Annotated in this window: 24 protein-coding genes; 13 read left to right on the forward strand and 11 right to left on the reverse strand. The window is 60.6% G+C overall.

Features of this window, described 5'->3' with window-relative positions:
* Positions 1 to 58 precede the first annotated feature (58 nt).
* The 3 genes from QQF73_RS01465 to QQF73_RS01475 all read left to right on the forward strand — a co-directional run bounded on the left by QQF73_RS01465 (position 59) and on the right by QQF73_RS01475 (position 3356).
* Positions 59 to 436 (forward strand): DUF2237 family protein, encoded by a 378-nt coding sequence (locus QQF73_RS01465; RefSeq protein ID WP_219867190.1) that lies wholly within the window; start codon positions 59 to 61, stop codon positions 434 to 436.
* On the forward strand, positions 436 to 2589 hold the full coding sequence (locus QQF73_RS01470; protein ID WP_285366995.1) for a tRNA(Met) cytidine acetyltransferase TmcA: 2154 nt from the start codon (positions 436 to 438) through the stop codon (positions 2587 to 2589). The genes QQF73_RS01465 and QQF73_RS01470 overlap by 1 nt, the downstream gene beginning before the upstream one ends.
* 71 nt (positions 2590 to 2660) lie before the next feature.
* Entirely contained in the window at positions 2661 to 3356 is a 696-nt protein-coding gene (locus QQF73_RS01475) for an ankyrin repeat domain-containing protein (RefSeq protein ID WP_285366996.1), read from the forward strand.
* A gap of 3 nt (positions 3357 to 3359) precedes the next feature.
* Here the strand turns inward: QQF73_RS01475 and QQF73_RS01480 are convergent, their stop codons facing one another.
* Positions 3360 to 4463: an enoyl-CoA hydratase/isomerase family protein gene (locus tag QQF73_RS01480; RefSeq protein ID WP_285366997.1), complete on the reverse strand. Its 1104-nt coding sequence runs from the start codon at positions 4461 to 4463 to the stop codon at positions 3360 to 3362.
* Positions 4464 to 4683: 220 nt separating this feature from the next.
* On the opposite strand from QQF73_RS01480, the gene QQF73_RS01485 reads away from it, so the two are divergent.
* Positions 4684 to 5019, forward strand: a complete 336-nt coding sequence (locus tag QQF73_RS01485; RefSeq protein ID WP_285366998.1) for a c-type cytochrome — start codon at positions 4684 to 4686, stop codon at positions 5017 to 5019.
* 31 nt (positions 5020 to 5050) lie between these two features.
* Here the strand turns inward: QQF73_RS01485 and ppnN are convergent, their stop codons facing one another.
* Positions 5051 to 6433: a nucleotide 5'-monophosphate nucleosidase PpnN gene (gene ppnN / locus QQF73_RS01490; RefSeq protein ID WP_228743348.1), complete on the reverse strand. Its 1383-nt coding sequence runs from the start codon at positions 6431 to 6433 to the stop codon at positions 5051 to 5053.
* 149 nt (positions 6434 to 6582) lie between these two features.
* On the opposite strand from ppnN, the gene thiI reads away from it, so the two are divergent.
* Entirely contained in the window at positions 6583 to 8037 is a 1455-nt protein-coding gene (thiI, locus tag QQF73_RS01495) for a tRNA uracil 4-sulfurtransferase ThiI (protein WP_285366999.1), read from the forward strand.
* 4 nt (positions 8038 to 8041) lie between these two features.
* On the opposite strand, the gene QQF73_RS01500 is transcribed toward thiI, so the two are convergent.
* Positions 8042 to 9055: a histone deacetylase family protein gene (locus QQF73_RS01500; RefSeq protein WP_219867184.1), complete on the reverse strand. Its 1014-nt coding sequence runs from the start codon at positions 9053 to 9055 to the stop codon at positions 8042 to 8044.
* 175 nt (positions 9056 to 9230) lie between these two features.
* Between QQF73_RS01500 and QQF73_RS01505 the strand changes: the two genes are divergently transcribed.
* Together QQF73_RS01505 and uvrD are read left to right on the forward strand one after the other, a co-directional pair.
* On the forward strand, positions 9231 to 10682 hold the full coding sequence (locus tag QQF73_RS01505) for an NAD-dependent succinate-semialdehyde dehydrogenase (protein WP_285367000.1): 1452 nt from the start codon (positions 9231 to 9233) through the stop codon (positions 10680 to 10682).
* A gap of 239 nt (positions 10683 to 10921) precedes the next feature.
* Positions 10922 to 13087 carry a DNA helicase II gene (gene uvrD / locus QQF73_RS01510; RefSeq protein WP_285367001.1) on the forward strand — a complete coding sequence of 722 codons (2166 nt, stop codon included), beginning with the start codon at positions 10922 to 10924 and terminating at the stop codon, positions 13085 to 13087.
* A 32-nt stretch (positions 13088 to 13119) separates the two neighbouring features.
* Here uvrD and QQF73_RS01515 read toward each other — a convergent pair whose 3' ends face one another.
* Both QQF73_RS01515 and QQF73_RS01520 read right to left on the reverse strand, forming a co-directional pair.
* Positions 13120 to 13917: an undecaprenyl-diphosphate phosphatase gene (locus QQF73_RS01515; RefSeq protein ID WP_219867181.1), complete on the reverse strand. Its 798-nt coding sequence runs from the start codon at positions 13915 to 13917 to the stop codon at positions 13120 to 13122.
* A 112-nt stretch (positions 13918 to 14029) separates the two neighbouring features.
* Positions 14030 to 14656 carry a porin family protein gene (locus QQF73_RS01520; protein WP_219867180.1) on the reverse strand — a complete coding sequence of 209 codons (627 nt, stop codon included), beginning with the start codon at positions 14654 to 14656 and terminating at the stop codon, positions 14030 to 14032.
* 177 nt (positions 14657 to 14833) lie between these two features.
* Here QQF73_RS01520 and QQF73_RS01525 point away from each other — a divergent pair, with 177 nt between their 5' ends.
* Positions 14834 to 16018 (forward strand): MFS transporter, encoded by a 1185-nt coding sequence (locus QQF73_RS01525; RefSeq protein ID WP_285367002.1) that lies wholly within the window; start codon positions 14834 to 14836, stop codon positions 16016 to 16018.
* A 39-nt stretch (positions 16019 to 16057) separates the two neighbouring features.
* Here QQF73_RS01525 and QQF73_RS01530 read toward each other — a convergent pair whose 3' ends face one another.
* Positions 16058 to 16462, reverse strand: a complete 405-nt coding sequence (locus QQF73_RS01530; protein WP_219867178.1) for an acyl-CoA thioesterase — start codon at positions 16460 to 16462, stop codon at positions 16058 to 16060.
* A gap of 194 nt (positions 16463 to 16656) precedes the next feature.
* Here QQF73_RS01530 and QQF73_RS01535 point away from each other — a divergent pair, with 194 nt between their 5' ends.
* The 5 genes from QQF73_RS01535 to phoU all read left to right on the forward strand — a co-directional run bounded on the left by QQF73_RS01535 (position 16657) and on the right by phoU (position 22152).
* The gene (locus QQF73_RS01535) at positions 16657 to 17700 is read left to right on the forward strand and encodes a substrate-binding domain-containing protein (protein ID WP_219867177.1); all 1044 of its coding nucleotides are present in this window, start codon (positions 16657 to 16659) and stop codon (positions 17698 to 17700) included.
* Between the two features lie 141 nt (positions 17701 to 17841).
* Positions 17842 to 19230: a phosphate ABC transporter permease subunit PstC gene (gene pstC / locus QQF73_RS01540; RefSeq protein ID WP_219867176.1), complete on the forward strand. Its 1389-nt coding sequence runs from the start codon at positions 17842 to 17844 to the stop codon at positions 19228 to 19230.
* Complete coding sequence (gene pstA / locus QQF73_RS01545) at positions 19223 to 20497, forward strand: phosphate ABC transporter permease PstA (RefSeq protein WP_219867175.1); 1275 nt, start codon at positions 19223 to 19225, stop codon at positions 20495 to 20497. Before pstC ends, pstA begins: the two co-directional genes overlap by 8 nt.
* Before the next feature lie 11 nt (positions 20498 to 20508).
* Positions 20509 to 21396, forward strand: coding sequence for a phosphate ABC transporter ATP-binding protein PstB (gene pstB, locus QQF73_RS01550; RefSeq protein WP_219867174.1), 888 nt, complete (start codon positions 20509 to 20511; stop codon positions 21394 to 21396).
* Between the two features lie 33 nt (positions 21397 to 21429).
* The gene (gene phoU / locus QQF73_RS01555) at positions 21430 to 22152 is read left to right on the forward strand and encodes a phosphate signaling complex protein PhoU (protein ID WP_219867173.1); all 723 of its coding nucleotides are present in this window, start codon (positions 21430 to 21432) and stop codon (positions 22150 to 22152) included.
* A gap of 25 nt (positions 22153 to 22177) precedes the next feature.
* Here phoU and QQF73_RS01560 read toward each other — a convergent pair whose 3' ends face one another.
* The 5 genes from QQF73_RS01560 to mnmH all read right to left on the reverse strand — a co-directional run bounded on the left by QQF73_RS01560 (position 22178) and on the right by mnmH (position 26768).
* The gene (locus QQF73_RS01560; RefSeq protein WP_219867172.1) at positions 22178 to 22543 is read right to left on the reverse strand and encodes a histidine triad nucleotide-binding protein; all 366 of its coding nucleotides are present in this window, start codon (positions 22541 to 22543) and stop codon (positions 22178 to 22180) included.
* Positions 22544 to 22591: 48 nt separating this feature from the next.
* Positions 22592 to 23887, reverse strand: a complete 1296-nt coding sequence (locus QQF73_RS01565; protein WP_285367003.1) for an FAD-dependent monooxygenase — start codon at positions 23885 to 23887, stop codon at positions 22592 to 22594.
* An 82-nt stretch (positions 23888 to 23969) separates the two neighbouring features.
* On the reverse strand, positions 23970 to 24524 hold the full coding sequence (locus QQF73_RS01570; protein ID WP_285367004.1) for an aminoacyl-tRNA deacylase: 555 nt from the start codon (positions 24522 to 24524) through the stop codon (positions 23970 to 23972).
* Positions 24525 to 24693: 169 nt separating this feature from the next.
* The gene (locus tag QQF73_RS01575) at positions 24694 to 25527 is read right to left on the reverse strand and encodes a mechanosensitive ion channel family protein (RefSeq protein WP_219867169.1); all 834 of its coding nucleotides are present in this window, start codon (positions 25525 to 25527) and stop codon (positions 24694 to 24696) included.
* A 137-nt stretch (positions 25528 to 25664) separates the two neighbouring features.
* On the reverse strand, positions 25665 to 26768 hold the full coding sequence (gene mnmH, locus QQF73_RS01580) for a tRNA 2-selenouridine(34) synthase MnmH (RefSeq protein WP_285367005.1): 1104 nt from the start codon (positions 26766 to 26768) through the stop codon (positions 25665 to 25667).
* Between the last annotated feature and the right edge of the window lie 34 nt (positions 26769 to 26802).

Consider the following 26802-nt stretch of genomic DNA (forward strand, 5'->3'; position numbering starts at 1 on the left):
TTCAGAGCCATTTGACCAACTCAATGGCGGCTCAGCTCCGGAGTAAGAGGATGAACCTATGCAGATATCGGACCCCGTAAACGTACTGGGCGAACACCTGGAGACTTGTGGTACCGATCCAAAAACCGGGTTTTACCGCGATGGTTGCTGCAATACCGGTCCCGATGACCTCGGCTTCCACACCGTGTGCACGGTGGTCACCGACGAGTTTCTCGAATTCTCGAAAAGTCGCGGCAACGATCTGAGCACCCCGAGGCCGGATTTCGGATTCCCGGGCCTGAAAGCCGGCGACAGCTGGTGCCTGTGTGCGGCGCGCTGGCAAGAAGCTCTGGCTGCGGGGTCGGCCCCGAGGGTTCGCTTGCGGGCAACCCACCAGGCGACGCTGGAGATGTGTGACCTGAACGACCTCAAACGCCATTCGGTAGATCTCAGTTAATGCCACCGGGTCTGCTCGGGGGAGGGGAGCCTGATGCCTGGCGGCGGCTCCAGCGCCGGCTTCAGCAGCGAGGGGAGCGGCGCCTGGTGCTGCTCGAAGGCGAACGTTCAAAGGCTCTCCGCTGGTTGAAGGCATTGTTGCCGGCGCTGGCTCTGGAGCCCGGTGTCTGGACCGGACCCGAGGCAGAGAGCCCGAGTGGAACCCTGGCATCCCTGGCACCGAGGCACGCCCGGCAGTGGCTGGGCCGGGAACTGTCGGTGGTGGTCTGGGATGGCTGGCAGGGTAACCCGCCCGACAGCTTTGCCGCACTGTCAGGGACCCTGCGGGCGGGCGGCCTGCTGTTCTGGCTGATGCCGCCAATGGAGCAGTGGTCAGATTTTGAGGATCCGGATTACGCCAGGACCGGCCTGGACCAGTTGCCCCGGCATCCTTTTGCAGCCCGCATGGCGAACATCCTCGCGACCGAACCGTCGCTCATCCGCATCGACCTCGGCAGCACCGTGCCCACGTCGTTGCCGGATCTTGCGGAGCGGGACGCCGGATTCGTCGTCCAGACCACCGGCGATCAGCAGGAACTGATCGAACGGTTGGTGCAGTTCGGTCTGGGCCGACGGCGCCGCCCCGTTGTCGTTACCGCGGATCGTGGCCGGGGTAAGTCTGCGGCGCTGGGATTGGCGGCGGCCGAGTTGCTGCAGCGAGGCCGGCGACAGGTTCTGGTGTCGGCCCCCTCCCGCGACAACGTTGAGGCCCTGTTTCGTCACGCCCGGGAAGCGCTGGGCGATGACCTCCTCAAGGCCTCGGAATCCTCCCTGCAGACCCGCGCGGGCGGTTGCCTGCGGTTCGTCGCGATCCGGGAGCTTCTGGCGGAGCGACCCGAGGCTGAAGTGGTGCTGGTGGACGAGGCGGCGGCGATCCCGGCCCCGTTGCTCAAGCAGGTGCTGTTGGGCTGGCCCAGAGTCGGTTTCTCCTCTACCGTTCACGGCTATGAGGGCGCCGGACGGGGCTTCGCCATCCGCTTCCGGCAGATCCTGAATCGCGAGACACCGCATTGGCAATCGATCACGCTGGCTGCGCCGGTTCGCTGGTCCGCCAGCGATCCCCTCGAACCCCTGGTGTCGCGACTGTTCCTTCTGGCCGCGGAGAACCGGGAACCGGTCTCCGAACGCGTCAGTCCCGGTGACGTGACCATCGAGCCTTTTGATCCCGTTGACGCAACCGATTCCGAGTTGTCGGACGCGTTCGGCCTGCTGGTGGACGCCCACTACCGAACAACGCCTGCGGACCTCAGGCAGTGGATGGACGCGCCGTCGGCCAGGAGCTGGCGGGCGCGGACAGGTAACATCACCGTTGGCATACTCTGGGGGGCCGTGGAGGGCGGCTTGTCACCGGATTTGGCCGAGCAGGTGACCCTGGGGCAACGCCGCATCCGGGGACACCTGCTGCCGCAGTCGCTGGCCAGTCACAGCGGTTTTCCGGAAGCCGCATCCCAGGGTTGCTTGCGCGTGGTCCGGATTGCCGTATCGGATTCGGTCAGGCGACATGGCATCGGTCGCCTGCTGGTGGCAAAGGCGAGGGAGGCTGCCAGCCAAGAGGGTCTGGACACGCTGGGTACCAGCTTCGGCGGCAGTCCGGAACTGCTTGCCTTCTGGCGCTCCTGTGCATTGAGGGTGGTGCGCCTGGGCCTGAATCAGGAGGCCACCAGCGGCGAATACCCCCTGCAGATGCTATCTGGTATCAGCAAGGCGGGAGAACGCCTGGTGAGTCAGCTCAGCGAACGCCAGGCGGAGCATTGGCTGGCGCTGTTGCCGCTGGCCTGGCCGGCCCTGGAACCTGGCCTGCTGGCCGACATAGGCGCGGGTCTGCCGGCAACCGAACGGCTCGACGACCAGGACCGGCGGGATCTGCACAGCTTTGGTCATGGCCATCGCGGGTTCCTGCTCAGTCTGCCGGTGCTCCGGAAAACGAGCATGGTTCGCCACGTCGGAGCCTGGTTACGGACACAGGAGGATCTCGCGCTCTGGGTCGGCGCCGTCATGCAGCAGCGGGACTGGCCGGCTCTGCAGGCGGATGGTCTGTGTCTCGGGCAGCGGGAGGGAGAGGATCGGCTGCGCGCGCTGATCCGTCAACTTCTGCAAAAGGGGCCAGAGTTGTGACTCGCTCGATTTAATTCTCATTCCCCGCTGCCCAGAATAGGCCAAACATCATCTGATCGAGATCGTCTGTTATGGCCAAGGGAACCGGCTCCTCCCGTTATCTGTTGTTTGTCCTGATTGTGCTACTGCCCTGGTTGTCCGGGTGCGCGTCCCGTTCAGAACCGTCCAACCTGGAACACGAAACCGCCACCGGGGCAGCTACGCCCATGATTGAGGCGGCAGGGCAGGGAGACCTGGATCGGGTGATGGCGCTTTCGGAGGCAGGGGAATCGCTCAACACCCTGACCGAAAAGGGCTCTCCACTGATGGCCGCGGTGGCCGCCGGCGAGGACCGTGTGGCCTGGTTCCTGTTGTCTGAAGGCGCGTCTCCGGACCTGGCCAACGCCGATGGTGAGACACCGCTGATGGTGGCATCGGCTCAAGGCAGTCGCCGTCTGGTCCAATTGCTGTTGTCGGCGGGTGCGCGGGTGAATGCCCGGGATGCCGACGGCTACTCGCCGGTTATCCGGGCTGCCGAACAGGGTCACCTGTCGGTGGTCAAGGTGCTGCTGGCCGCCGGTGCCAACGTGAATGTCAGTCAGGGCGGCGAATCGCTGCTGATGAAGATTGTCGGTAGTGGCGATCTGCTGACGGCGGAGATGCTGCTGGCCGCCGGTGCTGACGTGAATTATCGCACCGCCGATGGGCGCACCGCACTGGACATGGCCCGGGCCAACAACAACCGCGATCTGGAGATGCTGCTGGTCCAGGCCGGCGCCGAGCTCTAGGGCTCAGCCGAGCTGCATGGGATCGCTTTCATCATCCCATTCGGGCTGGAAGTGGGCCTGAACCACGTCCGCTGGCACCTCAGCGACACTGTTGAACGACCAGGTCGGTCTCTGGTCCTTGTCCACCAGCCGGGCCCGGACGCCCTCCGGCAGGTCCGGACGGCGGGTACACTCCATGGCCATGGCCAGCTCCATGCGGAACACATCCTTGAGTGACATCTGCTGGGCCTTTTGCAGCTGGGTCCAGACCAGCCACGCCGATACCGGGCAGCCGCCCCTGAGGTTGCTCATGCAGGCATTCCACCATTCGCTGTCGATCTCGGCGGAGAGCAGTTGATCGACAATTTCTGGCAGCTCATCCCCGGCACTGAGCCGGGCGATGTCCTGTTCGTGCTGTTCGAGGTTACTGCGCTCAAGGGAGCGATAGTCGGGGGCGTGCATCTGGTTGAGCAGCCGGAACAGGCGGTTGTCGTCCGCCGCCGGCTCGCCTGTCCATCGCTGGTCCTGCAGCTGCCCGAGCAGGGGCTCCCGGTCCTCCGGCAGTAACACCATGTCGGCCAGGCCGATGCGAATGGTGTCGGTGATGTTCAGCCGGGCTCCGGTCAGACCCATGAACAGGCCAATTCGTCCGGGCAGACGGTTCAGGAACCAGCTGGCGCCCACATCCGGAAACAGCCCGATGGAGATTTCCGGCATCGCGACGGTAACGTCCGGCGTTGCCAGGCGGTAACGGCAAGCCGTGAGCAGCCCCAGGCCGCCGCCCATCACGACCCCGTGGGCGATACCGACCACGGGCTTGGGGAAACGGTGGAGGCTGTAGTCCAGCCGGTACTCCCGGGTGAAGAAGCGAGCGGCGGTGTCGTGTTCCGCCTCGTCCTTGATGGCGCTGTAGAGGTCGCGAATATTGCCGCCGGCACAGAAGGCCCGTTCGCCCTTGCCCTGAAGCACAACAAGACAGATGCGGTCATCCACGGCCCAGCGGTCCAGAGTGATCTGCAGTTCATCGATCATGGGCTCCGTAAGCGCGTTGAGCGTGCCCGGGGCATTCAGGGTAAGCAGGCCGATGTGGCCCTCCAGGCATTCAATTTCCTGAACCTCTATGGACATTGAGGGGGTCTCCGATCGTTAAAAATAATCTGGGCCACGTCACTCTCCGTACTGTCTTGTCAAAGCGCGGTTATGAAAAGAGGACCAATGTCGAACAAAGCCATTGATATAAGGCATTTGGCTACGGCAGGCTCTTTGGTATATAAAGTCAGACAGTTTACAGTCCGGTGCGGACTGCCAGTAGGCAAACACCAAAAACGATGATAAGAGGGTAAAGACAATGACACTGAAACACTACGCCGTTGCGGGAATTCTTGCGTTCAGCACCGCCATTCCGGCCGTCGCTTCTGCTGCCGACGTCGAAGCGGGTAAGGCAAAAGCGGCTGTTTGCGCCGCGTGCCATGGCCAGAACGGCCTGGCCCAGATCCCGACCTATCCGAATCTGGCGGGTCAGAACGAGCAATACCTGGTCTCCGCGATCAAGGCCTACAAAAACAAGCAGCGCACTGGCGGCCAGGCGGCCATCATGCAGGGCCAGGCCGCGGCGCTGAGCGATACCGATATCGCCAATCTGGCAGCCTATTTTGCCAGCCTGCCGGCTGACGGCGGCAAATAAGCGATTCGTTTTGGTTCGTCAGTGAGGCGGCTCAGGCCGCCCCGCTGACGATGCGATAGCTGGGCCGGTAAGCCGACGAGCCGGGCAACTTCATCCGGTTCTGGGCGACGAACTGTGCCAGCATCGCTTCCAACGGTTTGATTAGCGTCGGGTCTCCGGCGATCTCAAACGGTCCCTTCGACTGCACCTGGCGAATGCCATCCTCCTTTACATTTCCCGCGACTATGCCACTGAACGCCTTGCGCAGATTGGCCGCAAGCAGGTGCACCGGCTGGTCACGATGCAGTTCCAGCGCCCGCATGTTGTCGTGGTTCGGATGGAACGGAAGCTGGAACACCGGATCAATTTTCAGCATCCAGTTGAAGTAGTAAGCGTCCTGCATCGCCCGGCGGAACGTTTCCACTTCCTTCATCCCCTTCTTCATGGTCTGTGCCACTCGGACCGGGTCGTCGATGATGATTTCGTACTTGCTCGCCGCCTCGTCCCCCAGGGCGTTTCGGATGAACTTGTCGATCATCTCGAAATACTCGGCATTTTCCTTTTCCCCGGTAAAGACCACAGGGAAGGGCAGGTCAGCGTTGTCCGGGTGCAGCAGAATGCCCAGCAGGTAGAGTATCTCCTCCGCAGTCCCAACGCCGCCGGGAAACACGATGACGCCATGACCACAGCGAATAAAGGCTTCCAGCCGCTTTTCGATATCCGGCATGATGACCAGTTCGTTGACGATCGGGTTTGGCGCCTCGGCACCGATGATGCCTGGTTCGGTGATCCCGATATAGCGCCCGTTTTTCACTCGCTGTTTGGCATGGGCGATGGTTGCACCTTTCATCGGGCCCTTCATGGCGCCGGGGCCGCAGCCGGTGATGATGCTCAGGGAACGCAGGCCAAGCTGGTGCCCGACTTCCTTGCTGTACTGGTATTCGTCCTGGCTGATGGAATGGCCGCCCCAGCACACCACCAGATCCGGCTGCCGACCGGGCTCAAGCACCCGGGCATTGCGCAGCACGTGGAACACCAGGTTGGTGAGGTCTTCCGGATCGTCACGACGAAAACCAGCGGCGCTCTGGGGAATGGAATGGGAGTAGATAATATCCCGCAGCACGGAGAACAGGTGCTCCCGGATGCCGCGCAGCATCTCCCCGTCCACGAACGCGTGTGCGGGTGCGTTGATCAGTTCCAGTTTCAGTCCCCGGGGTTGCGGTACCAGCCGGACATCGAAATCGGCATGGCACTCCATCAGCGCTTTACAGTCGTCGGTCTCGACACCGGTGTTGAGGACCGCCAGGGCACATTGGCGAAAAAGCCGGTACAGGCCGCCCTGGCTTCGGTCCTTGAGTCGGCTTACCTCATGGTTGGAGAGGATTTCGAGACTGCCCTCCGGTGACACCAGGGCATTGATGGTGGGTTCTTGCATGAACGAAAAAACTCCTGAATGGTTCCGGCAACGAGGGCCGGTGACGGCACCCGGGCCGGTGTTTCGGCTATGCCTGATTTTGAGGCATGGCCCTAAAAAGGTAGACTAAGTGCTTTCCGCATTCTACGCCACTCGACAATACTCCGATTATGAAACTACTTATTCGTCCGGCTCCCGAAGTCGCCATCAAGAGCAAACCCGTCCGCCGCCAGCAAATGCGCCATCTGCGGCAGAATATCCGTAAGCTGCTGGCCAGGCTGGATCACGACATTGTCGTGGAAGGTAGCTGGGACCGGGTGGATGTGGCCGTTCCGGAAGGCCGTGGGCTCTCTGGGGCTGTTGTCGAGGAGTTGCTGCGCATTCCCGGTATTTCCACCATCCAGGAAATCGGTGTATTTCCGTTTACCGGTCTGGATGACGTTGCGGAGAAAGCCGTGGACGCCTTTGCGGCCCGACTGGCCGATAAAACCTTCGCCGTTCGCGCCCGCCGCCATGGCGAACATGGCTTCCGGTCGATTGATCTCGAGCGCACCGTGGGAGCGGCCCTGATGCAGGCTTCCAGTGCCACCGGCGTGAACCTCAAGTCCCCCGATGTTGAGGTGCGAATTGAAGTCCGGGACGACCAGTTTCACATTGCCCACCGCAAACATCGCGGGCTGGGCGGCTACCCGTTGGGCAGCGTCGAGAACGTGATGACGCTGATTTCCGGAGGGTACGATTCGTCGGTGGCGGCCTACCTTATGATGCGCCGCGGGCTCCGGAATCATTTCCTGTTCTTCAATCTTGGCGGAACCGCGCACGAGGTTGGCGTTCGCCAGGTGGTGCATTACCTGTGGGATCGCTACGGCGCTTCCCATAACGCCAAGTTTATTTCGGTGCCTTTCGATGGCGTCGTCGCCGAAATCATGCGCTCGGTCAACCACCGTCACTGGGGTGTGGTGCTGAAGCGCCAGATGCTCAGGGCCGGCGCGGAAATCGCCAAGAAAAACAACGCCGTGGGCCTGGTCACCGGCGACGCGGTGGCACAGGTGTCCAGCCAGACCCTGAGCAACCTTAATGTGGTGGATCGGGCCAGTGACGAAGTGGTTTTGCGCCCGCTCATTTCCATGGACAAGGAAACCATCATCAACATTGCCCGGGAGATCGGTACCGAATCCTATGCCCGTAACATGCCCGAGTACTGTGGCGTGATCTCCCAGAAACCAGCCACGCGCGCGAAATTGCATCGGGTCGAAGCGGACGAGGCCGAGATGGACCCGTCGGTGCTGGCCGGCGCGGTGGAAGCCCGCGAGGAAACCGCGATCAGCCGTTTGCTGGAAACGACCCGCACCCCCGAGGAGGTGGAGCTGGTTCAGACGCCGGGGGTGGATGATGTGATTATCGATGTCCGTCACCCCAGCGAGGGTGAACAGTCACCGCTGAGGCTGACCAACAACGAGGTGGTGCAGATCCCGTTCTACGAACTGAATCAGCAGATTGGCGAACTGCCGGGGGACCGGCAGTATCTGCTGTATTGCGATCGTGGGTCGATGAGCCGGATGCACGCCGGTCATCTCAAGGCAGAAGGGCACGACAACATCAAGGTATACGCGCCCGCTTCCTGATCGGTCAGCCGGCCAGACCTTTGAAAAACTGCTGGACGTTCTCGCTCAGGGTGTCCAGATCATACCCGCCCTCCTGGACCACCAGCGTTGGCAAGCCGAGTTGGCTAATGTGGGAGCTGAGCCGGCAGAATCCTTCCGATGTCACCGAAACCTTGGCCTGGGGATCGTTCTTGTAGATGTCGAAACCCAGGGCCAGGATCAGCGCATCGGGCTGGTACAGCTTGATGGCCGCCATTGATTCGTCCAGTTTCTCGAAGAAATCGTCTTCCGAGGCACCATGGGGCATCGGCATGTTGATGTTGTAGCCAAAGCCTTCGCCTTCGCCCCGCTCATTCTCGAAACCGGTTACCACCGGGTAGAAGTTGGTCGGGTCGCCGTGGATCGAAACGTACAGCACGTCACTGCGGTCGTAGAAAATCTCCTGGATGCCCTGGCCGTGATGCATGTCGGTATCCAGGATCGCAATGCGCGGAAACCGGCTCTTCATGTGTTCAGCGGCGATGGCGGCGTTATTCAGGTAACAGAAACCGCCAGCGGCGTCTTTCCGGGCGTGGTGGCCGGGTGGCCGGCACACCGCGTAGGACGTGCGATCACCGGCGATCAGGGCATCCGCCGCACCAAGGGCGCTTTGCGCGGACCAGTAGGCGGCGTGCCAGGTATTTTCACCAATCGGACAGCTGCCATCGGCCTGATAGCGGGCAGCCTCGGCCAGGATCCCGGTCAGGTGGTTGGGTGAGCGCACGAAGATATTGGAAATCACCTCGTCGCCCCAGTCATCCATCTTCACCCAGCGCCGGTGAGCCGACTCCAGAAAGCGGAGGTAGCCCAGATCATGAACCTTCGCTATGGCCGCTGCGCCCTGGTCGGAGGGCTGCAAAACCGGTACACCCATCTCTCTCAGGCCTTCCAGCATCTGACCGGTACGGTCCGGGACCTCCTGCGGCTGTCGCATCTGCCCACGGGTAAAGTAGGTCCTGGGAAGATGCTGGTCCTGAGCTGGATGGAAAAACGCTTTCATTATCCGACCTCCGTGGTTTCCGATTCTCCGAGTATAGGCACAGTCGGAGGGTGATCAAAAGCCTGGCTGTCGACTTTACAGCCAGTGGATCAGCATCCACTATGGAAGACATATCCAACCGACGCAACCGTGTCCCTCCGGGGGCATATCGACACCAAGAGATAGAGGAGCCGTGATGATCGAGTCACCACTGCTGGAAAAGATGACTGGCTACATTGGCGGTCGCTGGACTGACAATGCACAGGGTAAAACCTTCGACGTCTACAACCCGGCAACGGGCAAGGTGATCGCCCAGGCACCCTCAATGACCGAGGATGAGGTAAAGGCGGCGGTTGCCGCCGGTAAATCCGCGCTGCGGCTCACCAGTCCCTACTCCATTGAGACCCGCAGGAAGTGGCTGGAAGATATTCGCGACGCGCTCAAGGCCAACAAGGAGGAGGTCGGTCGTATCCTCTGCATGGAACACGGCAAGCCGCTCCAGGAGGCCCAGGGCGAGGTCGATTACGCCGCCGGTTTCTTCGATTACTGCTCCAAGCACATCCAGGCGCTGGATGCGCACACGATTCCGGAGAAGCCGAAGGACTGCACCTGGACCGTCCACTATCGGCCGATCGGCGTTACCGGTCTCATTACGCCCTGGAACTTTCCGATCGGCATGATCGCCAAGAAGCTGTCGGCCGCATTGGCTGCCGGCTGCCCGTCGGTGATCAAACCGGCCAGTGAAACACCGCTGACCATGATTGCCCTGTTCAGCCTGATGGACAAGCACACGGACATGCCCGACGGCATGGTCAACCTGGTGATGGGTAAGGCCAGCGTGATCGGCAAGGTGCTGTGCGAAAGCCCGGATGTACCCATGCTGAGTTTCACCGGTTCCACCGAAGTGGGCCGAAAGCTGATCCTCGATACGGCCGAGCAGGTCAAGAAGCTGGCCCTGGAACTGGGCGGCAACGCGCCCTTCATTGTCTTTGACGATGCCGATCTGGACGCTGCGGCGGATAACCTTATTGCCAACAAATTCCGGGGTGGCGGCCAGACCTGTGTCTGTGCCAACCGGATTTTCGTGCATGAGAAAGTCGCCGATGTCTTCGGCCAGAAGCTTGCCGAACGAGTGAACAGAATGACGGTGGGTGACGGCATCAACGGCGACGTGGATCTCGGTCCGCTGATCAATCAGGCCGGGTTCGATAAGGTCAAACGTCACCTCGAGGACGCGCTGGAAAAAGGTGCCGGACTCGTGGCCGGCAAAAAGCCGGAGGACCTCGGTGACAACCTGTTCTTCCCGCCCACCGTGATCACCGACGTCGACCGGGACATGTGCTGCTACCGGGAGGAAACCTTTGGCCCGCTGGTGCCGATGGCGCTGTTCCGGACTGAAGAGGAAGTCATCGAGGCCGGGAATGACACCGAATTCGGCCTGGCATCCTACGTCTTTACCGGCGATGCCGAGCGGGCCCAACGTGTTGCTGCTGGCTTGCGATTCGGTCATTGCGGCTGGAACACCGGCACCGGGCCCACGCCCGAAGCGCCGTTTGGCGGCATGAAAGCCTCCGGCATTGGCCGCGAGGGCGGTCTGGAAGGCCTGTTTGAGTTTGTTGAAGCCCAGACGGTGCCAAGAGGTTTTTAAAAGAAAAGCGTTTGCCCAAACCTGGAAAGCGCAAGGGTGGGGCTCTTTTCAGGACTGTGTGGGGCCAAGGACGGTCCCACCCAAGCGCACATGGATGTGCTTGTAGCGTGTCCTGAAAAGAGCCTCGCCCTTGTGCGACCTGCCTGAAGCAAGAGGGCTTATCCAAGCCCGCGGAAATCCCTTTTTTCTCCTGTTATACTTCCACTCCTGTTTATTTAACCAGTAGCGAACGATTCCCTATGGATGTCTCCCACATTATCGATCCTCTCAACGATGCCCAGCGCGAGGCCGTCACCGCCCAGAACGATCACCTGCTGGTGCTGGCGGGTGCCGGCAGTGGCAAGACGCGGGTGCTGGTGCATCGGATTGCGTGGTTGATGACGGTCGACCGGGTGCCACCTACGGGTATCCTGGCGGTAACCTTCACCAACAAGGCCGCCAAGGAAATGCGTTACCGGATCGAGCAGATGATGAACATTCCGGCCCGCGGGCTGTGGTTCGGCACCTTTCACGGTATTGCCCACCGCCTGTTGCGCTCGCACTGGCAGGATGCCGGCCTGCCGGAGAATTTTCAGGTGCTGGACAGCGACGACCAGCTTCGGCTGATCAAGCGGGTGATGCGGGAAAATCAGATTGACGAGAGCAAGTGGCCGCCCAAGCAGGCCCAGTGGTTTATCAACAGTCAGAAAGACGAGGGACTTCGCGCCGACCACATCCAGGAAAACCCGGGTGACCATTTCACCTCGATCATGCTGAAGATCTATCGCCAGTACGAGAAGCTCTGTCAGCAGGGTGGGCTGGTGGATTTCGGCGAATTGCTGCTGCGTTCCCACGAACTCTGGCTACACCGGCCCGAGCTGCTGGCTCATTATCAGCAGCGGTTCCAGCACATTCTGGTGGACGAGTTTCAGGACACCAACACGATCCAGTACGCCTGGCTGCAGGTACTGGCCAGCAATCGCGTGCCGCTGACCGTTGTGGGTGATGACGATCAGTCTATTTACGGCTGGCGCGGCGCCAAGATCGAGAACATACAGCAGTACCAGCGGGACTTTCCCAATGCCCGGCTGGTGCGGTTGGAACAGAATTATCGCTCCACCCAGATGATCCTGAAGGCGGCCAACGCTGTTATTGCCAATAACCAGGGGCGTCTGGGCAAGGAACTCTGGACCGACGGGCCGGACGGTGAGCCCATCAGCCTGTACGCCGCGTTCAACGAACAGGACGAGGCGAACTACATCGCCGACAGCATCTCGGCCTGGGTTCAGGACGGCAACCTGCGCAGTGAGTCCGCGATTCTTTACCGATCCAACGCCCAGTCGCGGGTGCTCGAGGAAGCGCTGATGCGCCAGGGTATTCCGTATCGGGTCTACGGGGGGTTGCGATTCTATGACCGGCAGGAGATCCGCAACGCCCTGGCGTACCTGAGGCTGGTCCAGTACCGCCGGGACGACGCCGCGTTTGAACGGGTGGTGAACGTGCCGCCCCGGGGCATTGGTGCCAAGAGCCTGGCGGAGCTGCGGGAATACGCCACCGAGCAGAGTATCTCGCTCTGGGAGTCGGCCGAGCGTCTGCTGGAAGCCGGCCAGGTAAAGGGCCGGGCCAAGACCGGCCTGCAGTCGTTCATTGCCATTATCGAGGGGCTGTCAGGCATGGTGGGTGATGCCTCGCTCCATGGCCTGATGAAACAGACCATCGAAGCCAGTGGTCTGAAGGATTACCACGCCAGTGAGAAAGGCGAGAAAGGCCAGGCCCGGGTCGAGAACCTCGAGGAACTGGTGAACGCGCTGTCCGATTTCGAGGTGGAAGAGGGTGTCGACCCGTTGGCCGAATTCATCGCCCAGGCCGCGCTGGATGCCGGCGAGTCCCAGGCCGAGGCCCACGAGGACAGCGTGCAGCTGATGACCCTGCACTCTGCCAAGGGGCTGGAATTCCCCCTGGTCTTCCTGGCCGGCGTGGAAGAGGGCTTGTTTCCACACGGCATGTCGCTGGAGGAGCCGGGGCGGATGGAAGAAGAGCGCCGGTTGGCCTACGTGGGTATCACCCGGGCAATGAAGAAGCTGGTGCTTACTTACGCCGAATCCCGCCGTTTGTATGGCCAGGAGAAGTTTAACGCCCTGTCGCGGTTTGTCCGGGAAATTCCCGGTGACTGCCTGCAGGAAGTGCGGTTACGCAATACGGTTACGCGTCCGGCGATGGTCGCCCGGCCTAACGAGAGCATGTTCAGCCAGGACTCGGCTCAGCAATCCGGGTTCAGTCTCGGGCAGCGGGTGCGGCATCCCAAGTTTGGCGAGGGCATCGTGATGAACTCTGAGGGGACCGGCCACCATACCCGGGTGCAGGTGAACTTCGACGACGGTGCCAAGTGGCTGGTACTCGCGTATGCGCCGTTGGACGCTTGCTAGTCTCCGCTGCCTCAAACCCTGTGCCGGCCCGATTACATCAGAACTGCGTAGATCACACCGGCCAGAACAATCCGATAGACCACATAGGGCCACATGCCCACGGTGTTCAGCCATTTCAGGAAGAAATGGATGGCGGTGATGGCCATGATAAACGAGGTGATGCCGCCCAGCAGGAAACCGCTCCAATCGACGATGACATCGGATGTCGCCACCTCCAGCAATTTTACCGCAGAGGCCAGCACGATGATGGGAATGGCCAGCAGGAAGGAAAACCGGGAGGCGGTTTCGCGGGTCATGCCCAGGAACAGGCCGGCGGTGATGGTGACGCCGGAGCGGGACGTGCCCGGTACCAGCGCCATGGCCTGGGCAATGCCGACCAGCGCCGCATCCTTCCAGTTCAGTTGGTCCAGGGTACGCTGGCGTTTCGGGAGCCAGTCGGCGATGCCGAGCAAGATGCCGAATGCCAGGGTGGTCGCGAAGATCACTTCCACCGCCCGCAGCTCGTTGTCGATCAGATCCAGCAAGGCCAGCCCTGCCAGTCCCGCCGGAATCGTGCCGATCACCAGATACAGGGCCAACGCGCCCTGGCCGACAATCCTGCGCCGGGCCATGGAAAATAGGCCGTCCCGGGCAATGCTGAAGACATCGTGCCGGAAGTAGAGCACCACGGCCAGCAGGGTGCCCAGATGCACAGACAGATCAAACCCCACACCCTGATCGGTCCAGCCAAAGAAGGCCGGGGTCAGAATCAGGTGGGCGGAGCTGGAAATGGGCAGGAACTCGGTCAGCCCCTGAAGAAGGCCAAGGAAAAGGGCCTGGAAAAAGTCCATTGCGTAGATTCCGTTAAATTCAATGGGTCAGAAACGTGGGCGCGATAGTAGCAGGGTGGCGATAGGCTGAACAGATGACGCGGTTAGTGCCGGTCGTGGGCAGGAGTCGGCGTCAGAAACGAATGACCAACCCGGCGCCAGCTTCCACCTGCAAGTAGCCGCTGCTGTCGAACCTGAGCTCGCATCCGCCGGAGCAGAACGCTGAGCCCCCCGAGTTTAGTGCGGTGTAAATACCGCGAAGATCAAGCCTCAGGCGAAGCTGTTCGGTCAGGAAAAACTGGTACCCACCACCGAGGGACAGCGCTGCCCGGTGGTGGGTTTCGTACCCGGAATCTTCCGGTTCGAGGCGGGTAACGCCCAGCACGCCGGAGACAAATCCGCCGTGGCTTTTGCCAGCCGGGAAATAAAGCCCACCGAACTGGAGCTGGTAAATTGTCAGGTCGATTGACGCGACGCCTGAGGCGAACAGGCCGTTGTCCAGCCTGGCCGAGGTGCTCTGCCGGCTGAAATACAGTTCACCCTGTTTGCCGGGTTCCGCCAGATCAAAATTGAGCGCCAGACCCTGGCTTACGGAATCCCGGAAGTCGATCTGATCCTCGGTGCTGGCACCGGCGGTCTGGATATTCACCGAACTGCTCATGCGAAACCCTGCGAACGGCGACAGGCCAATGTCAGCAACCACAGGTGGCGCAGTCAGGGTCAGGGCGAACAGGGCAGTTGTGAGAATGTGGCGATTCATACATGCATCCCCATCCCGGGCTTGGGTCGCTGGTGGTTGGAGGGATTCCGTGCAACGATATTACCATTGCAGATTCCGCGAGCCTTGCCAACGGTTTACCAGACACCAAAGTAGCATGGTCGAAGCAGGTCTCCCGAGGCTAGGCTTGCCCCATCGCTCGTTTAAAAGATAACAACAATGATCGACCTGCTAAGACGTTACCCCTTGCCTGTCATTGTGCTGGCTCAGCTCTTCGGCACGTCGCTCTGGTTCAGTATCAATGGCGTCTGGCTGTCGCTATCGGCGGAGTTGGGGCTGACGGAAACCGACTTGGGCCGGCTGACACTGGCGGTTCAGGCGGGTTTCATCGCCGGTACCCTGACCATCGCAGTGACTGGCCTGGCTGACCGGTTCGGCGCCAGCCGGATATTTGCGTTGTCGAGCTTGCTGGGCGCGCTGGTCAACGGCGGGTTTATTTTCGCCGCAGGTATGCCGCCGCTTGATTTCCTCCTTCGATTCGCTACCGGCCTGTGTCTGGCTGGCATCTACCCCCTGGGCATGAAAATGGTGATTGCCTGGACCCCGAAATACGCCGGTGCGGCGCTGGCCTGGCTGGTAGGCATGCTCACCCTGGGCACGGCCCTGCCGCATCTCATGCGGGGTGCCACCTTCGGAATGCCCTGGGAGTGGCCGCTTTTGGCGGCATCTTTGCTGGCTCTAGTGGGGGGCACCATGGTGTTTATGCTGGGTGACGGGCCGCACCTGCCCAAAAGCAGTGGCGCATTGCCTCTGAGCCAGGGCCTGGCGGCGCTGCGCATACCCAGATTCCGGGCGGTCGCCGGTGGCTATTTTGGCCATATGTGGGAACTCTACGCATTCTGGACACTCACGCCCTTGTTGATTGGTCGCGAACTGGCCCGAATGGGGGTGGGCGCTAGTCTGATTCCCTGGTTTGCGTTTGCTGTGATCGGAATTGGCGCGGCCGGTTGTATTGGTGGTGGTAGACTCAGCCGCACCAAAGGCAGTGAATGGGTAGCCTGGCGTGCTCTCATGCTGTCCGGGGGTGTCTGCTTGCTGTACCCGTGGCTGAGCGGGCTGTCGCCGGCAGTTCTGATGACACTTCTGTTTGTATGGGGGGTTGCGGTGATTGCCGATTCGCCGCAGTTTTCTGCACTGGCCGCTGCCACGGCACCGCGGGAATCCGTGGGGTCGTCTCTTGCTGTTATGAACGCGGTCGGATTTGGCTTGACCTTGCCGGCCATCTGGCTGACCAGTGGCCTGTGGGCCCAGCTTGGCGTCTGGGTCGTGCTGTTGCTGGTGCCCGGGCCGGTGTTTGGTTTGTGGTCCCTGGCCCGGGCGCGTCCGTCTTCCACCGGTTCATAAGCAGCCGGTCTGTGGATTCCGGCACCGCACTGCCTGAGTTCACCGGGTTTGTTCGGGAACCTCCCGGATACGCCCGTGTTCATCAATGGCCACGTACACGAACAGGCCTTCGGTCACCTTGCGCGGGTTTTTCGCGGTCCGGTCCAGCGTCCATACCTCGACACTGATCTTCATGGAACTGCGGCCAATGTCCACCAGCTCGCAGTAACAGCCGACCTGGGAGCCGACGCGCAGGGGTGACAGAAATTCCATCCGATCCATGGCGACCGTGGCATTGCGTCCCAGTGAAATCCGTCCGGCCATGGTGGCGGCCGCTATGTCCATCTGCTTGACCAGCCAGCCGGCGAAAACATCGCCATTGGGGTTGGTGTCGGAGGGAAGGGGAACGACCTGGAGCGTCAGCTCGCCCCGGGGGGTCGGTTTATCATCGTCTAGTGCCGTCATGGAGCCTGCCTTGTTCGAAAGTCTGGAATTGTTTTATCCCGCATGTTAACGGGCTTTGGCGTTGCTGCAAGCAGATTTACCCTATGACGGCTATATTTCAGAAGCTGTAACAAAGTTGTCACAGAGTCCGATTACTCTGCACTCATCGGTAAAACAGATCCACATAAAGTCCAACCGATTAATGGAGACTCAACGTGATTAAACTGAACAAAGCACTCGCAACTGTTGCACTGGCCGGCTCCGTCGCCGCCATGTCTGTACCGGCCATGGCCCGCGATACCATCAGCATCGTGGGCTCCTCCACCGTTTACCCGTTTGCAACCGTGGTGGCCGAACGCTTCGGCACCAAAACCGATTACAACACCCCGAAGCTCGAATCCACGGGTTCCGGCGGTGGTATGAAGCTGTTCTGTCAGGGAATCGGCACCCAGCACCCGGACATCACCAATGCTTCCCGTCGGATGAAGGCCTCTGAATACGAGCTGTGTCAGAAGAATGGCGTAACCGACATCACAGAATTCCGTATCGGTTCTGACGGCATTGTGATTGCCAGTTCCAAGGACGCTGAGAACCTGGACATCACTCTCAAGCAGCTGTTCCTGGCGCTGGGTTCCAAGGTGCCCGTCGATGGCGAATGGGTAGCCAACCCGAACAAGAACTGGAGCGATGTTGATTCCAGCCTGCCGAACAAGCCGATCCTCGTAATGGGGCCACCGCCGACCTCCGGCACCCGTGATTCCTTCAACGAGCTGGCCCTGGCCGCCGGTTGTGACGAGCTGCCGGAAGCGGCAAGCCTGGGCGAAGACGAGCACGGTGCAATCTGCGAAAGCGTGCGTGAAGACGGCGCCTTCATCGAAGCGGGCGAGAACGACAACCTTATCGTTCAGAAGCTGATCGGTGACAAGGATATGTACGGTGTGTTCGGTTACAGCTTCCTGGAAGAAAACTCGGATCGCCTGCAGGCCGCAACCCTGAATGGCATGGTTCCGACCGCCGAAGGCATCGCCGCGGATCAGTACCCGGTGGCACGTTCCCTGTTCTTCTATGTGAAGAAGGCACACGTTGGCGTGATTCCCGGGATCCAGGAGTACGTGGACGAGTTCACCAGCAACGCAGCCATGGGCCAGAACGGCTACCTGAAGAACGTTGGTCTGATCGTGCCGCCGCGCGAGCAGCTGATGAACCTGATGGACAAGGCTGAGAACATGCCGAACCTGGCTCTGGAAGAGCTGAAGTAACCCGAAGGAATCGGGACAAACAAGGGTGCGGGCCCTCACTGGGCCCGCACCCTTTCGCACGTTCAGGAGTCCCATCCGGTGCCATGGAATGTTTGAATCTGTAAACTGGGCGCCTACTTGAAGTCGTAGACAGGATTATTCATGCAACCGGCTAATTTGTTTTTGCTCACCCTGGTGCTCGCCGTATTGGCTTACGGCTTTGGGTATGCACGGTCCCGGTCCCTGGCCATGCCGCTGGGGGGCATCCGTCACCTCAAGTCCCTGCCATTCTACTACGGCGCCCGAGCGGCTCTGTGGAGCGGCATCCCGGCGCTCCTCGTGCTGGGGCTTTGGGCTGCCTTCCAGGGCAAGGTTATCCAGCTCATCGTGGTCGGGGGATTGCCTCCGGAGCTCGTACCCAACACTGAAGGACAGGCCAGCCTGTTGCTCAGTAAAATCAGTAATGTGGCCAGCGGTGCGTTACCGGTGGGATTCGTTGAAGCGCCTATCGCCGAAGCGGCCGAGCGTCTGCAGGCCCTTCGGGCCCAGAGTCGAATGTTGATGTCTGTGCTGGTGGTCGCCGTGGCCGTCCTCGCGGGCTTTCTCGGCTGGTTGCGGATACGGCCCCGGCTGAATGCCCGGTCACAGGTCGAGTCCATTCTGAAATGGCTGTTCTTCGCCTGTGCCGCCCTCGCCATCCTGACCACCGTCGGCATTATCTTCTCGGTCGCTTTCGAGACCGTCCGATTCTTTGGGAAGGTGCCGTTTACCGAATTTATCTTCGGTTCCCAGTGGAGTCCCCAGACAGCACTGCGCGCGGATCAGGTCGCTGCCGAGGGCGCCTTCGGTATGATCCCGCTGTTCACCGGTACCCTGCTGATCTCGGCCATTGCCATGATCGTGGCGGTGCCGGTCGGGCTGCTCTCCGCCATCTATCTGTCGGAGTACGCCAACCGGAAAGTGCGTGGGGTGGTAAAGCCATTGCTGGAAATGCTGGCCGGGATCCCGACCGTGGTTTACGGCTTCTTTGCGGCGCTGACCGTGGCGCCGTTCATCAGCGATGTGGCTGACTCACTGGGCATTAATGCCTCGTCGCAAAGTGCCCTGGCCGCCGGCGGTGTCATGGGCATCATGATCATTCCGTTTGTGTCCTCCCTTTCGGACGACGTGATCAACGCGGTTCCGCAGTCACTTCGCGATGGCTCGCTCGCCCTTGGGGCCACCCAGTCGGAGACCATGAAGAAGGTCATCTTCCCGGCTGCGTTGCCGGGCATCATGGGCGGCGTTCTGCTGGCGGTCTCCCGCGCGATCGGCGAAACCATGATTGTGGTCATGGCGGCCGGCCTGGCGGCGAATCTGACCGCCAACCCGCTGGAGACGGTCACCACCGTTACCGTGCAGATCGTGACCCTGTTGACCGGGGATCAGGAGTTTGACAGCGCCAAGACCCTGGCAGCCTTTGCCCTGGGCGCCATGCTCTTCCTGTCCACCCTGTTGCTCAACGTAATTGCCCTGAAAATTGTGCGTAAATATCGGGAACAGTATGACTGATCAACCTTCACAGGCGGAGCTTGTCCGCCAGTCGCTCAAACGCCGGTATCGCAAGGAGCGCCGCTTCCGGGCCTACGGGATCCTGGCCATCGCCATCGCGCTGTCAGCGTTGGTGATCCTGTTTGCCGATATCATCGGTAAGGGCTACACCGGGTTCATGAAGACGTCCATCACCATGGAGGTGAATCTGGACGGGGAGATGATGTATCTGGACGATCCCACCGACAAACGCCAGCTCAAGATGGCGGACTTTGTCGAGCCGTTGGTCCAGGCCCTGATTCGGGAAATCCCGGGGGCCACCGAGGAAGATCGTGACGAGATCCGTGGCCTGATCAATCCCTATGCGTCGGTCACTTTGCGTGACGCCCTGAAGGAAAACCCGGACTGGCTGAACACCACCCGGACGATGACCTTCCTGTCCCACACCGATGTGGATGTGTACGTGAAGCATGCCGGCGATGCCGGATACTCGATCAAGCTGGATGAACAGCAGAAAGCCTGGGTGGATGAATTGCTTGAACGGGGCGTGATTGAAACTTCGTTCAACGATGTGTTCTTTAGCGGTGGCGATTCCCGGGATCCCTCGAAAGCGGGGATCCTCGGTGCCATTGTTGGCTCGCTGTTGACGATGTTCGTCACCCTGATCCTGTCGTTCCCGATTGGCGTGGCGGCTGCGATCTATCTGGAGGAGTTTGCGCCCCAGAACAAGTTCACCGATTTCATTGAAGTGAACATCAACAACCTGGCAGCGGTGCCGTCGATTATCTTCGGTCTGCTGGGCCTGGCGGTTTTCATCAACCTGTTCGGCATGCCGCGCTCGGTGCCGGTCGTCGGTGGTCTGGTACTGACCCTGATGACCCTGCCGACCATCATCATTTCCAGCCGGGCCGCCATCAAGAGTGTGCCGCCGTCGATCCGGGAAGCGGCCGAGGGTATTGGCGCGTCCAAGATGCAGGTGGTGCTGCACCATGTGCTGCCCCTGGCCATGCCGGGCATGCTGACCGGTTCGATCATCGGTATGGCCCAGGCCCTGGGTGAGACTGCGCCGCTGCTGCTGATCGGTATGGTGGCGTTCATCGTCGATGTGCCGGATGGCTTCTTTGATTCGGCGACCGTGCTGCCGGTACAGGTCTTCCTGTGGGCGGGCAGCCCCGAGCTGGCCTTTATCGAACGTGCGTCAGCCGCCATTATGGTGCTGCTGGCCTTCCTGATCAGTATGAATGCATTGGCCATCTGGATGCGTAAACGCCTCGAGCGCCGGTGGTAAGGAGAATCAAGATGAATACCATGAATTCAAGCATTACCAGTGAAGCGTCCCCGCAGGATGAGGCGACCGTGCCGGTTCCGGAGAGTAAACCGACCGATACCGTTATCGAGGAAGGCAAGACTGTCGGCAAACCGTATTCCGACGACGCCAAGTTCAAGCTCCGTGACGTCGAGGTGTTCTACGGCGAGAGCCGGGCGATCAAGAAGATCAGTCTGGACATTGCCCGAAACGAGGTGATTGCCTTCATCGGTCCCTCCGGCTGCGGCAAGTCCACGTTTCTGCGCTGCCTGAACCGGATGAACGACAGCATCGACATCTGCCGGGTGAAGGGCTCCCTGCAGCTGGACGACCAGGACATCTACGACTCCAAGCGGGACGTGGTGGAGCTGCGTGCCCGGGTGGGTATGGTGTTCCAGAAGCCCAACCCGTTCCCGAAGTCGATCTACGACAACGTGGCCTACGGTCCGCGCATCCACGGCCTCGCCAACCGCAAGTCCGATCTGGATGAGATCGTCGAGAACAGCCTTCGCAAGGCCGGCTTGTGGGAAGAGGTGAAAGATCGCCTGGACGCCACAGCCACCGGCATGTCCGGTGGCCAGCAGCAGCGCCTGTGCATCGCCCGCGCCATTGCCGTGAGCCCGGAAGTGGTGCTGATGGATGAGCCCTGTTCAGCGCTGGACCCGATCGCCACCGCCAAGGTGGAAGAGCTGATTGCCGAGCTGTCCGAGAGCTACACTATCGTGATCGTGACCCACTCGATGCAGCAGGCGGCTCGGGTATCCCACCGCACGGCCTACTTCCACCTCGGGCACCTGGTGGAAGTCAACGAAACCAACAAAGTATTCACCTCGCCGGAACACGAATTGACCGAATCCTACATTACCGGTCGTTTCGGCTGATTCCGTTGCCGGGGAACATTGGAGAAGCAGAGTATGCCTACAAAGAAGGACGATGTTTACGGGGATCATATTTCCCACAAGTTCAATGATGAACTGATGGATCTCAAGACCGAGTTCCTGAAAATGGGCGGGATGGTTGAGGCCCAGGTAGAAAACGCGATCCAGGCGCTCATGGACGGTGATGGTCACCTGGCGGAGGAAACCCGGGCCAAGGACAAGCGCGTCGACCAGATGGAAATGGATATCGACGAGGAAGCGACACTGATCATCGCCCGTCGTCAGCCGACTGCGCGGGATCTGCGTCTGGTGATTTCCGTGATAAAAATGGTTGCCGACCTGGAGCGGGTGGGCGATGAGGCCAAGAAAATTGCCAAGCTGGCCATCAAGCTGGCGGAAGAGGGCCAGGCGCCGAGAGGTTACGTGGAGGTGCGACACATCGGTACCCACGTGTTGAGCATGCTGCACGATGCCCTCGACGCCTTTGCCCGGCTGGATTCCGAGCAGGCGCTGCGCATCATGAAGGAAGACAAACGGGTGGATGAGGAGTATCAGGCAGCCGCCCGAACCCTGCTCACCTTCATGATGGAAGATACCCGGAACATTTCACGGTGCATGTCCGTGATGTGGGTTCTGCGCGCCCTGGAGCGGGTCGGTGATCACGCCTGCAACATTGCCGAGAACGTGATCTTCATGGTGAAGGGTGAGGATGTGCGCCATACACCCGTTGAAGAAGCCGAACGCGTGGTGGGGCGCTAGACCCCACTCCGACAGGCCTGAATGCTCAGGCCTGTTTCATCCGGTCGGTGTACGGCGGCCAGCCGAAAGGCTTGCCGGCCAGCAGGTGCAGATGGATGTGAAACACCGTCTGCCCCGCATTTTCTCCGCAGTTCATCACGGTGCGATAGCCATCCTCGGCAAAGCCCATTTCCTTCGCCAGCTTGCTCGCCACCCAATACAGATGCCCGACCAGCTCCCGGTCGCCTTCCTCAATCTCGTTGATGCTGGCAATCTCTTTTTTCGGAATGACCAGCAGGTGCACCGGTGCCTGGGGATTGATGTCGCGAAACGCCAGGCTGACCTCGTCTTCGTAGACGATGTCCGCGGGGATTTCCCGGTTAATGATCTTGGTGAATATGGTTTCTGACATGGTGGCTCCTGGTTCGTGGTCGAAAAGTGTTGTTGTGTCCGGGCCCTGTTACAACTGCCTGAGTCCGGGAATCCGGTCGGTTAGCCGTGAGAGAACCGCGGGCAACTGGTCATCAATGCCCATAGCGTAGCGGGCCACCTGGTTTCGGGCGAAGGGCAAAGCCCGGGCGGCGCCCAGTCCGAGATTACGCAACAGGTGCAGCGGCGGCGTGCGGTTACTGAACAGATGATAGAACAGGTCCATGGTCATCATCATGCGCCGGTTGGCTGGGCGACGCTGATGTTCGTACTGGCTCAGCCACTGGGGATCGGCCAGATCGACGTTGGCGCGTCTGGCTTCCTTGAGCATGGCTTGCAGGCATTGGGCATCCTGAAACCCCAGATTGACACCCTGGCCGGCGAGCGGGTTGATGGTGTGGGCCGAGTCGCCGGCCAGAACCACGCGACCTGAAAAATAGTGCTTGGCATGCTGGTGGGCGATGGGGAAGCTGGCTCGTGCCTCGATGTGCGTGAGCTGGGGTAACTCGGACGGAAAGGCTTGCTGGATTTCCTGCATCAGCGCTTCGTCGGACAGACCCTTGAGTCGGGCCAGTTCGTCGGGGGCGTCATACCACACCAGCGACGCCCAGCTTTCGCCCGGATGGGCGGCCCCGGCGCTGTGCAGAGGCAGGAATGCCCGCGGACCGGTAGGATAGAATCCCTGCCAGGTAATGTCTTCCACCGGTCCCTGGTACCGCACCGAAATAACCATGGCTTGCTGATCGTACTGGTTGCGGTTGACGCCGATTCCGGCCATGTCGCGGACTCTGGATTGCGCCCCATCGGCACCGATTACCAGTTGCGCGTTCAGGGTGCGGCCATCGTCCAGGGTGACGGTGATCGAGTCGGGCTGCGGTTCCAGCGTGGCGACGCCGTGTCCGGCGAGCACGCGAACGCTAGGCTCGGCGTCGGCGGTCTGCCAGAGCGCCTGTTGCGTCACCGAGTTTTCAACAATGTGGCCCAGATGGGACGTTTTCAGGCTCGCGGCATCGAACTCCACTTCGGTCAGTGTCCGGGGGAGCAGGTGCGACAGCGGGTGGCGGGTTTCGTCCCAGACCGAGAGACGCTGATACGGAGTGGCGCGCATCGCCAGAATCGGGTGCCAGGCCCCCAGGCCTTGCAGATACCGCTCGCTACCGGCGCTGAGGGCGGACACGCGGATGTCCGGAGCCGAGTCCGGATCGAAGGCTGGTGCGGGCGAACGGTCAACCACGGCCACCTTGAAGCCATCCTGGCCCAGGCCCGTGGCGAGGGCGGCACCAACCATGCCGGCGCCGATCACAACAATATCAAATGCTTGTGTCATATCGGGTTCCTGTCTGATGCCCACAGTTTACGCGATGGCGCAGATCAGACAACCAACCCGGGTCAAGTGAAGCCGTACCAATTCAGTAACCGGCCGCGCCGGAAACCCTCGCTTTGGCGTCGTCTGGCTGACGTCGCCCTTTCGCCAGCCAGGCGGGTTTTTGCGCGCCCGGCTTGGTGAACCCCTGATTCAGCACCATGGGCTGCACCAGGGCCAGGAAATCGGCCGTCTTCATGTGCACCGATTCGGTGTGGCTGCCGGCTGCGAAGGCCAGTTCTGGCTGTTCCGTCAGCACCTCGCTGCAGTAGACGGACATGCCGAACAGGTTGCCAAACGGGGGCATGGCGCCCACCTCACAGTCCGGGAAACGGTCCTGAAATTCCTGTTCATCGGCGAGGTCAATAAAGTCGGTGTCGAGAATCCGGGAAAGCCTGTCCCAGCGGATACGCCAGGTCGCCGGCATGACCAGCATCGCCATTTTGCCGTCCAGTTCGATGATTACGGTTTTGACGACCCGGTCGCCGGCAATCTTTACGTGGTGGGCCAGTTCCTGGGCGGTGAAGGCAGGCGGGTGTGAGAGGCACATGTATTCCACAGCGGCCTCGTCGAGAAACTCTTTCAACTGCTGTACCGGCATAGTGACAACCTCCTACCAGTAATGACAGCGTTCCGGAGCCGCTCGTTGTTGGTGTGCTTGGCTCCGACGGCCGGCGAGGTCCGTGGGCCCCGCCTTTAACCGTCAGCTTAGTCGAGGTTACGCAGTTTGCGAGTAACCGGTTGTATCAATGCGAAACCGTTCGCGCCGATCATTCGGTTTGATACAGATGCACATCACGCTGCGGGAACGGAATCGTGATGCCCTCGGCGTCAAAGGCTTTCTTCACCTTCTCCTGCATCTCCCAGTAGTAGGGCCACAGGTCGTCGGTGGGCACCCATACCCGGAACATCAGGTTGACGGAACTGTCGCCCAGACCGGCGACGCAGATGCGTGGCGCGGGATCCACCAGGCTGCGTTCGTCCTCTTCCATCAACCGTTTCAGGATTGCCTTGGCCTTATCGATGTCGTCGCCGTAACCGATACCGAAGGTCATGTCGCAACGGCGCTTGTCGTAGATACTGACGTTGACCAGCGTGGCATTGGACAGGCTGCCGTTGGGGATCACGATTCGACGGTTGTCGAACGTGTTGACGATGGTATAGAGGATGCTGATTTCATCCACTGCACCGAGGAAGCCCTGCGCTTCGATGGTGTCGCCAACCTTGAACGGTTTGAAGATCAGGATCAGTACTCCACCCGCGAAGTTGGACAGGCTGCCCTGCAGGGCAAAACCGATGGCCAGGCCTGCGGCACCAATGATCGCTATGAAGGATGTGGTGGCAATGCCCACCATGGAAGCGACGGAAATGAGCAGCAGGATCTTGAGTACAACGCCAATCAGGCCGCACAGGAACTTGTTCAGGGTGGGGTCTTTCTTGCCAAGCTTGGCGTCGAGAACCCCGACAAGGCGATTGATCAGCCAAAGGCCAACGATCAATGTGATGATGGCCAACAAGACTTTCGGGGCGTAGGCCATGGTCAGCGAAATAGCCTGGTCCAGAAGTTCTGAAGCGTTCCCTTCAGCTCCAAAAAGATCTTCCATTAGAGGGACTCCTTGCTCGTTAGTTGTTTGATCAGTGTGGTGTTTCTAACCCGAGGGTGAACATCGGTCTGTACGCGATGGTTATAGCAGAGAAAAGAGTCGCGCGAATGATTCAGGCGCACCTCATCAGAGGTGATCTACGTAGTCGTGGTCTGTTTGGTCCAGTCCCGGATCACATCGGGGCCCCCTCGGACAAGGATCCTGCCCTCTTTCTGACCGAGCTGATAGTCGTACATCGGATCGTAATAGTCCTCCAGCAACGCCTGGATCCAGGCATCGTGGCCACTGAGGTCCTGTTGCCGTTCCTGACGTTCCAGCGCCGCTTCCATCAGACTTCTCAACTGCTTGTGGCGTTCCCCGCCCAGACGTTTACGGATGCGGTCGAGGGCGCTCAACAGATAATCCCGGAAATTGAGCCAGCCGGCTTCCTCACCATCCCGCCGCGAATAGTCGGCACACATGCCTTCAACATAGTCTTCCCGGATAATTGCAATGCGTTGCGCCAGCGGCTGCTCCAGCACCATCAGTGGGGCCGAGGCCATGCGTTCCCGGAGACTTTCCGGCAGGGCACACCGCCCGACCAGTCGGCTTTCATCCTCCAGATACACCGGCCCGCCCTTGTGGTGATGGGCCTTCAGCATGGCAACCGCCAGCCGGTTCTCGAAATCGATCTGTGATGGCTGGGGGCTGACCTGACGGCCAAAGCTGGAACCCCGGTGGTTGGCTAACCCTTCCAGATCCACCGGATTGGGCAACTGCTGCAGAACCCGGGTTTTACCGGTACCGGTCCGGCCGCTGAGAATCCGGAACTCGCTGTTCTTGATCCGGTCCTCGAGACTGTCGATCAGGAAACGCCGGAGCGCCTTGTACCCCCCCTTGACCAGCGGGTAGTCGATGCCGGACTCCCTGATCCATTGCTGGGTAAGGCGGGAGCGAAGACCGCCACGGAAACAGAACAGGTAGCCGTTGGGGTGTTGTGCGACGAACTGCTTCCAGGCCTCGATCCGCCGGGCCTTGATGTCGCCTGAAACCAGCAGGTGCCCCAGTTCGATGGCCCGATCCTGGCCTTGTTCCTTGTAACAGATACCCACCCGGTGCCGCTCGTCATCATTCATCAGCGGGGCGTTCTCTGCGCTCGGGAAGCTCCCTTTGTCGAATTCCACAGGCGCCCGTACATCCATCAGCGGGACGTCGTTGAGGAACAGTGCCAAGTAGTCGTCGGTGTCGGGTCTGGTTGCCATTTCAGCGAATAACCGGTCAGTAAAAGTAAGGCGG

Origin of the sequence: Marinobacter albus (genome assembly GCF_030238305.1) — a bacterium.
Taxonomy (GTDB): Bacteria; Pseudomonadota; Gammaproteobacteria; order Pseudomonadales; family Oleiphilaceae; genus Marinobacter; species Marinobacter albus.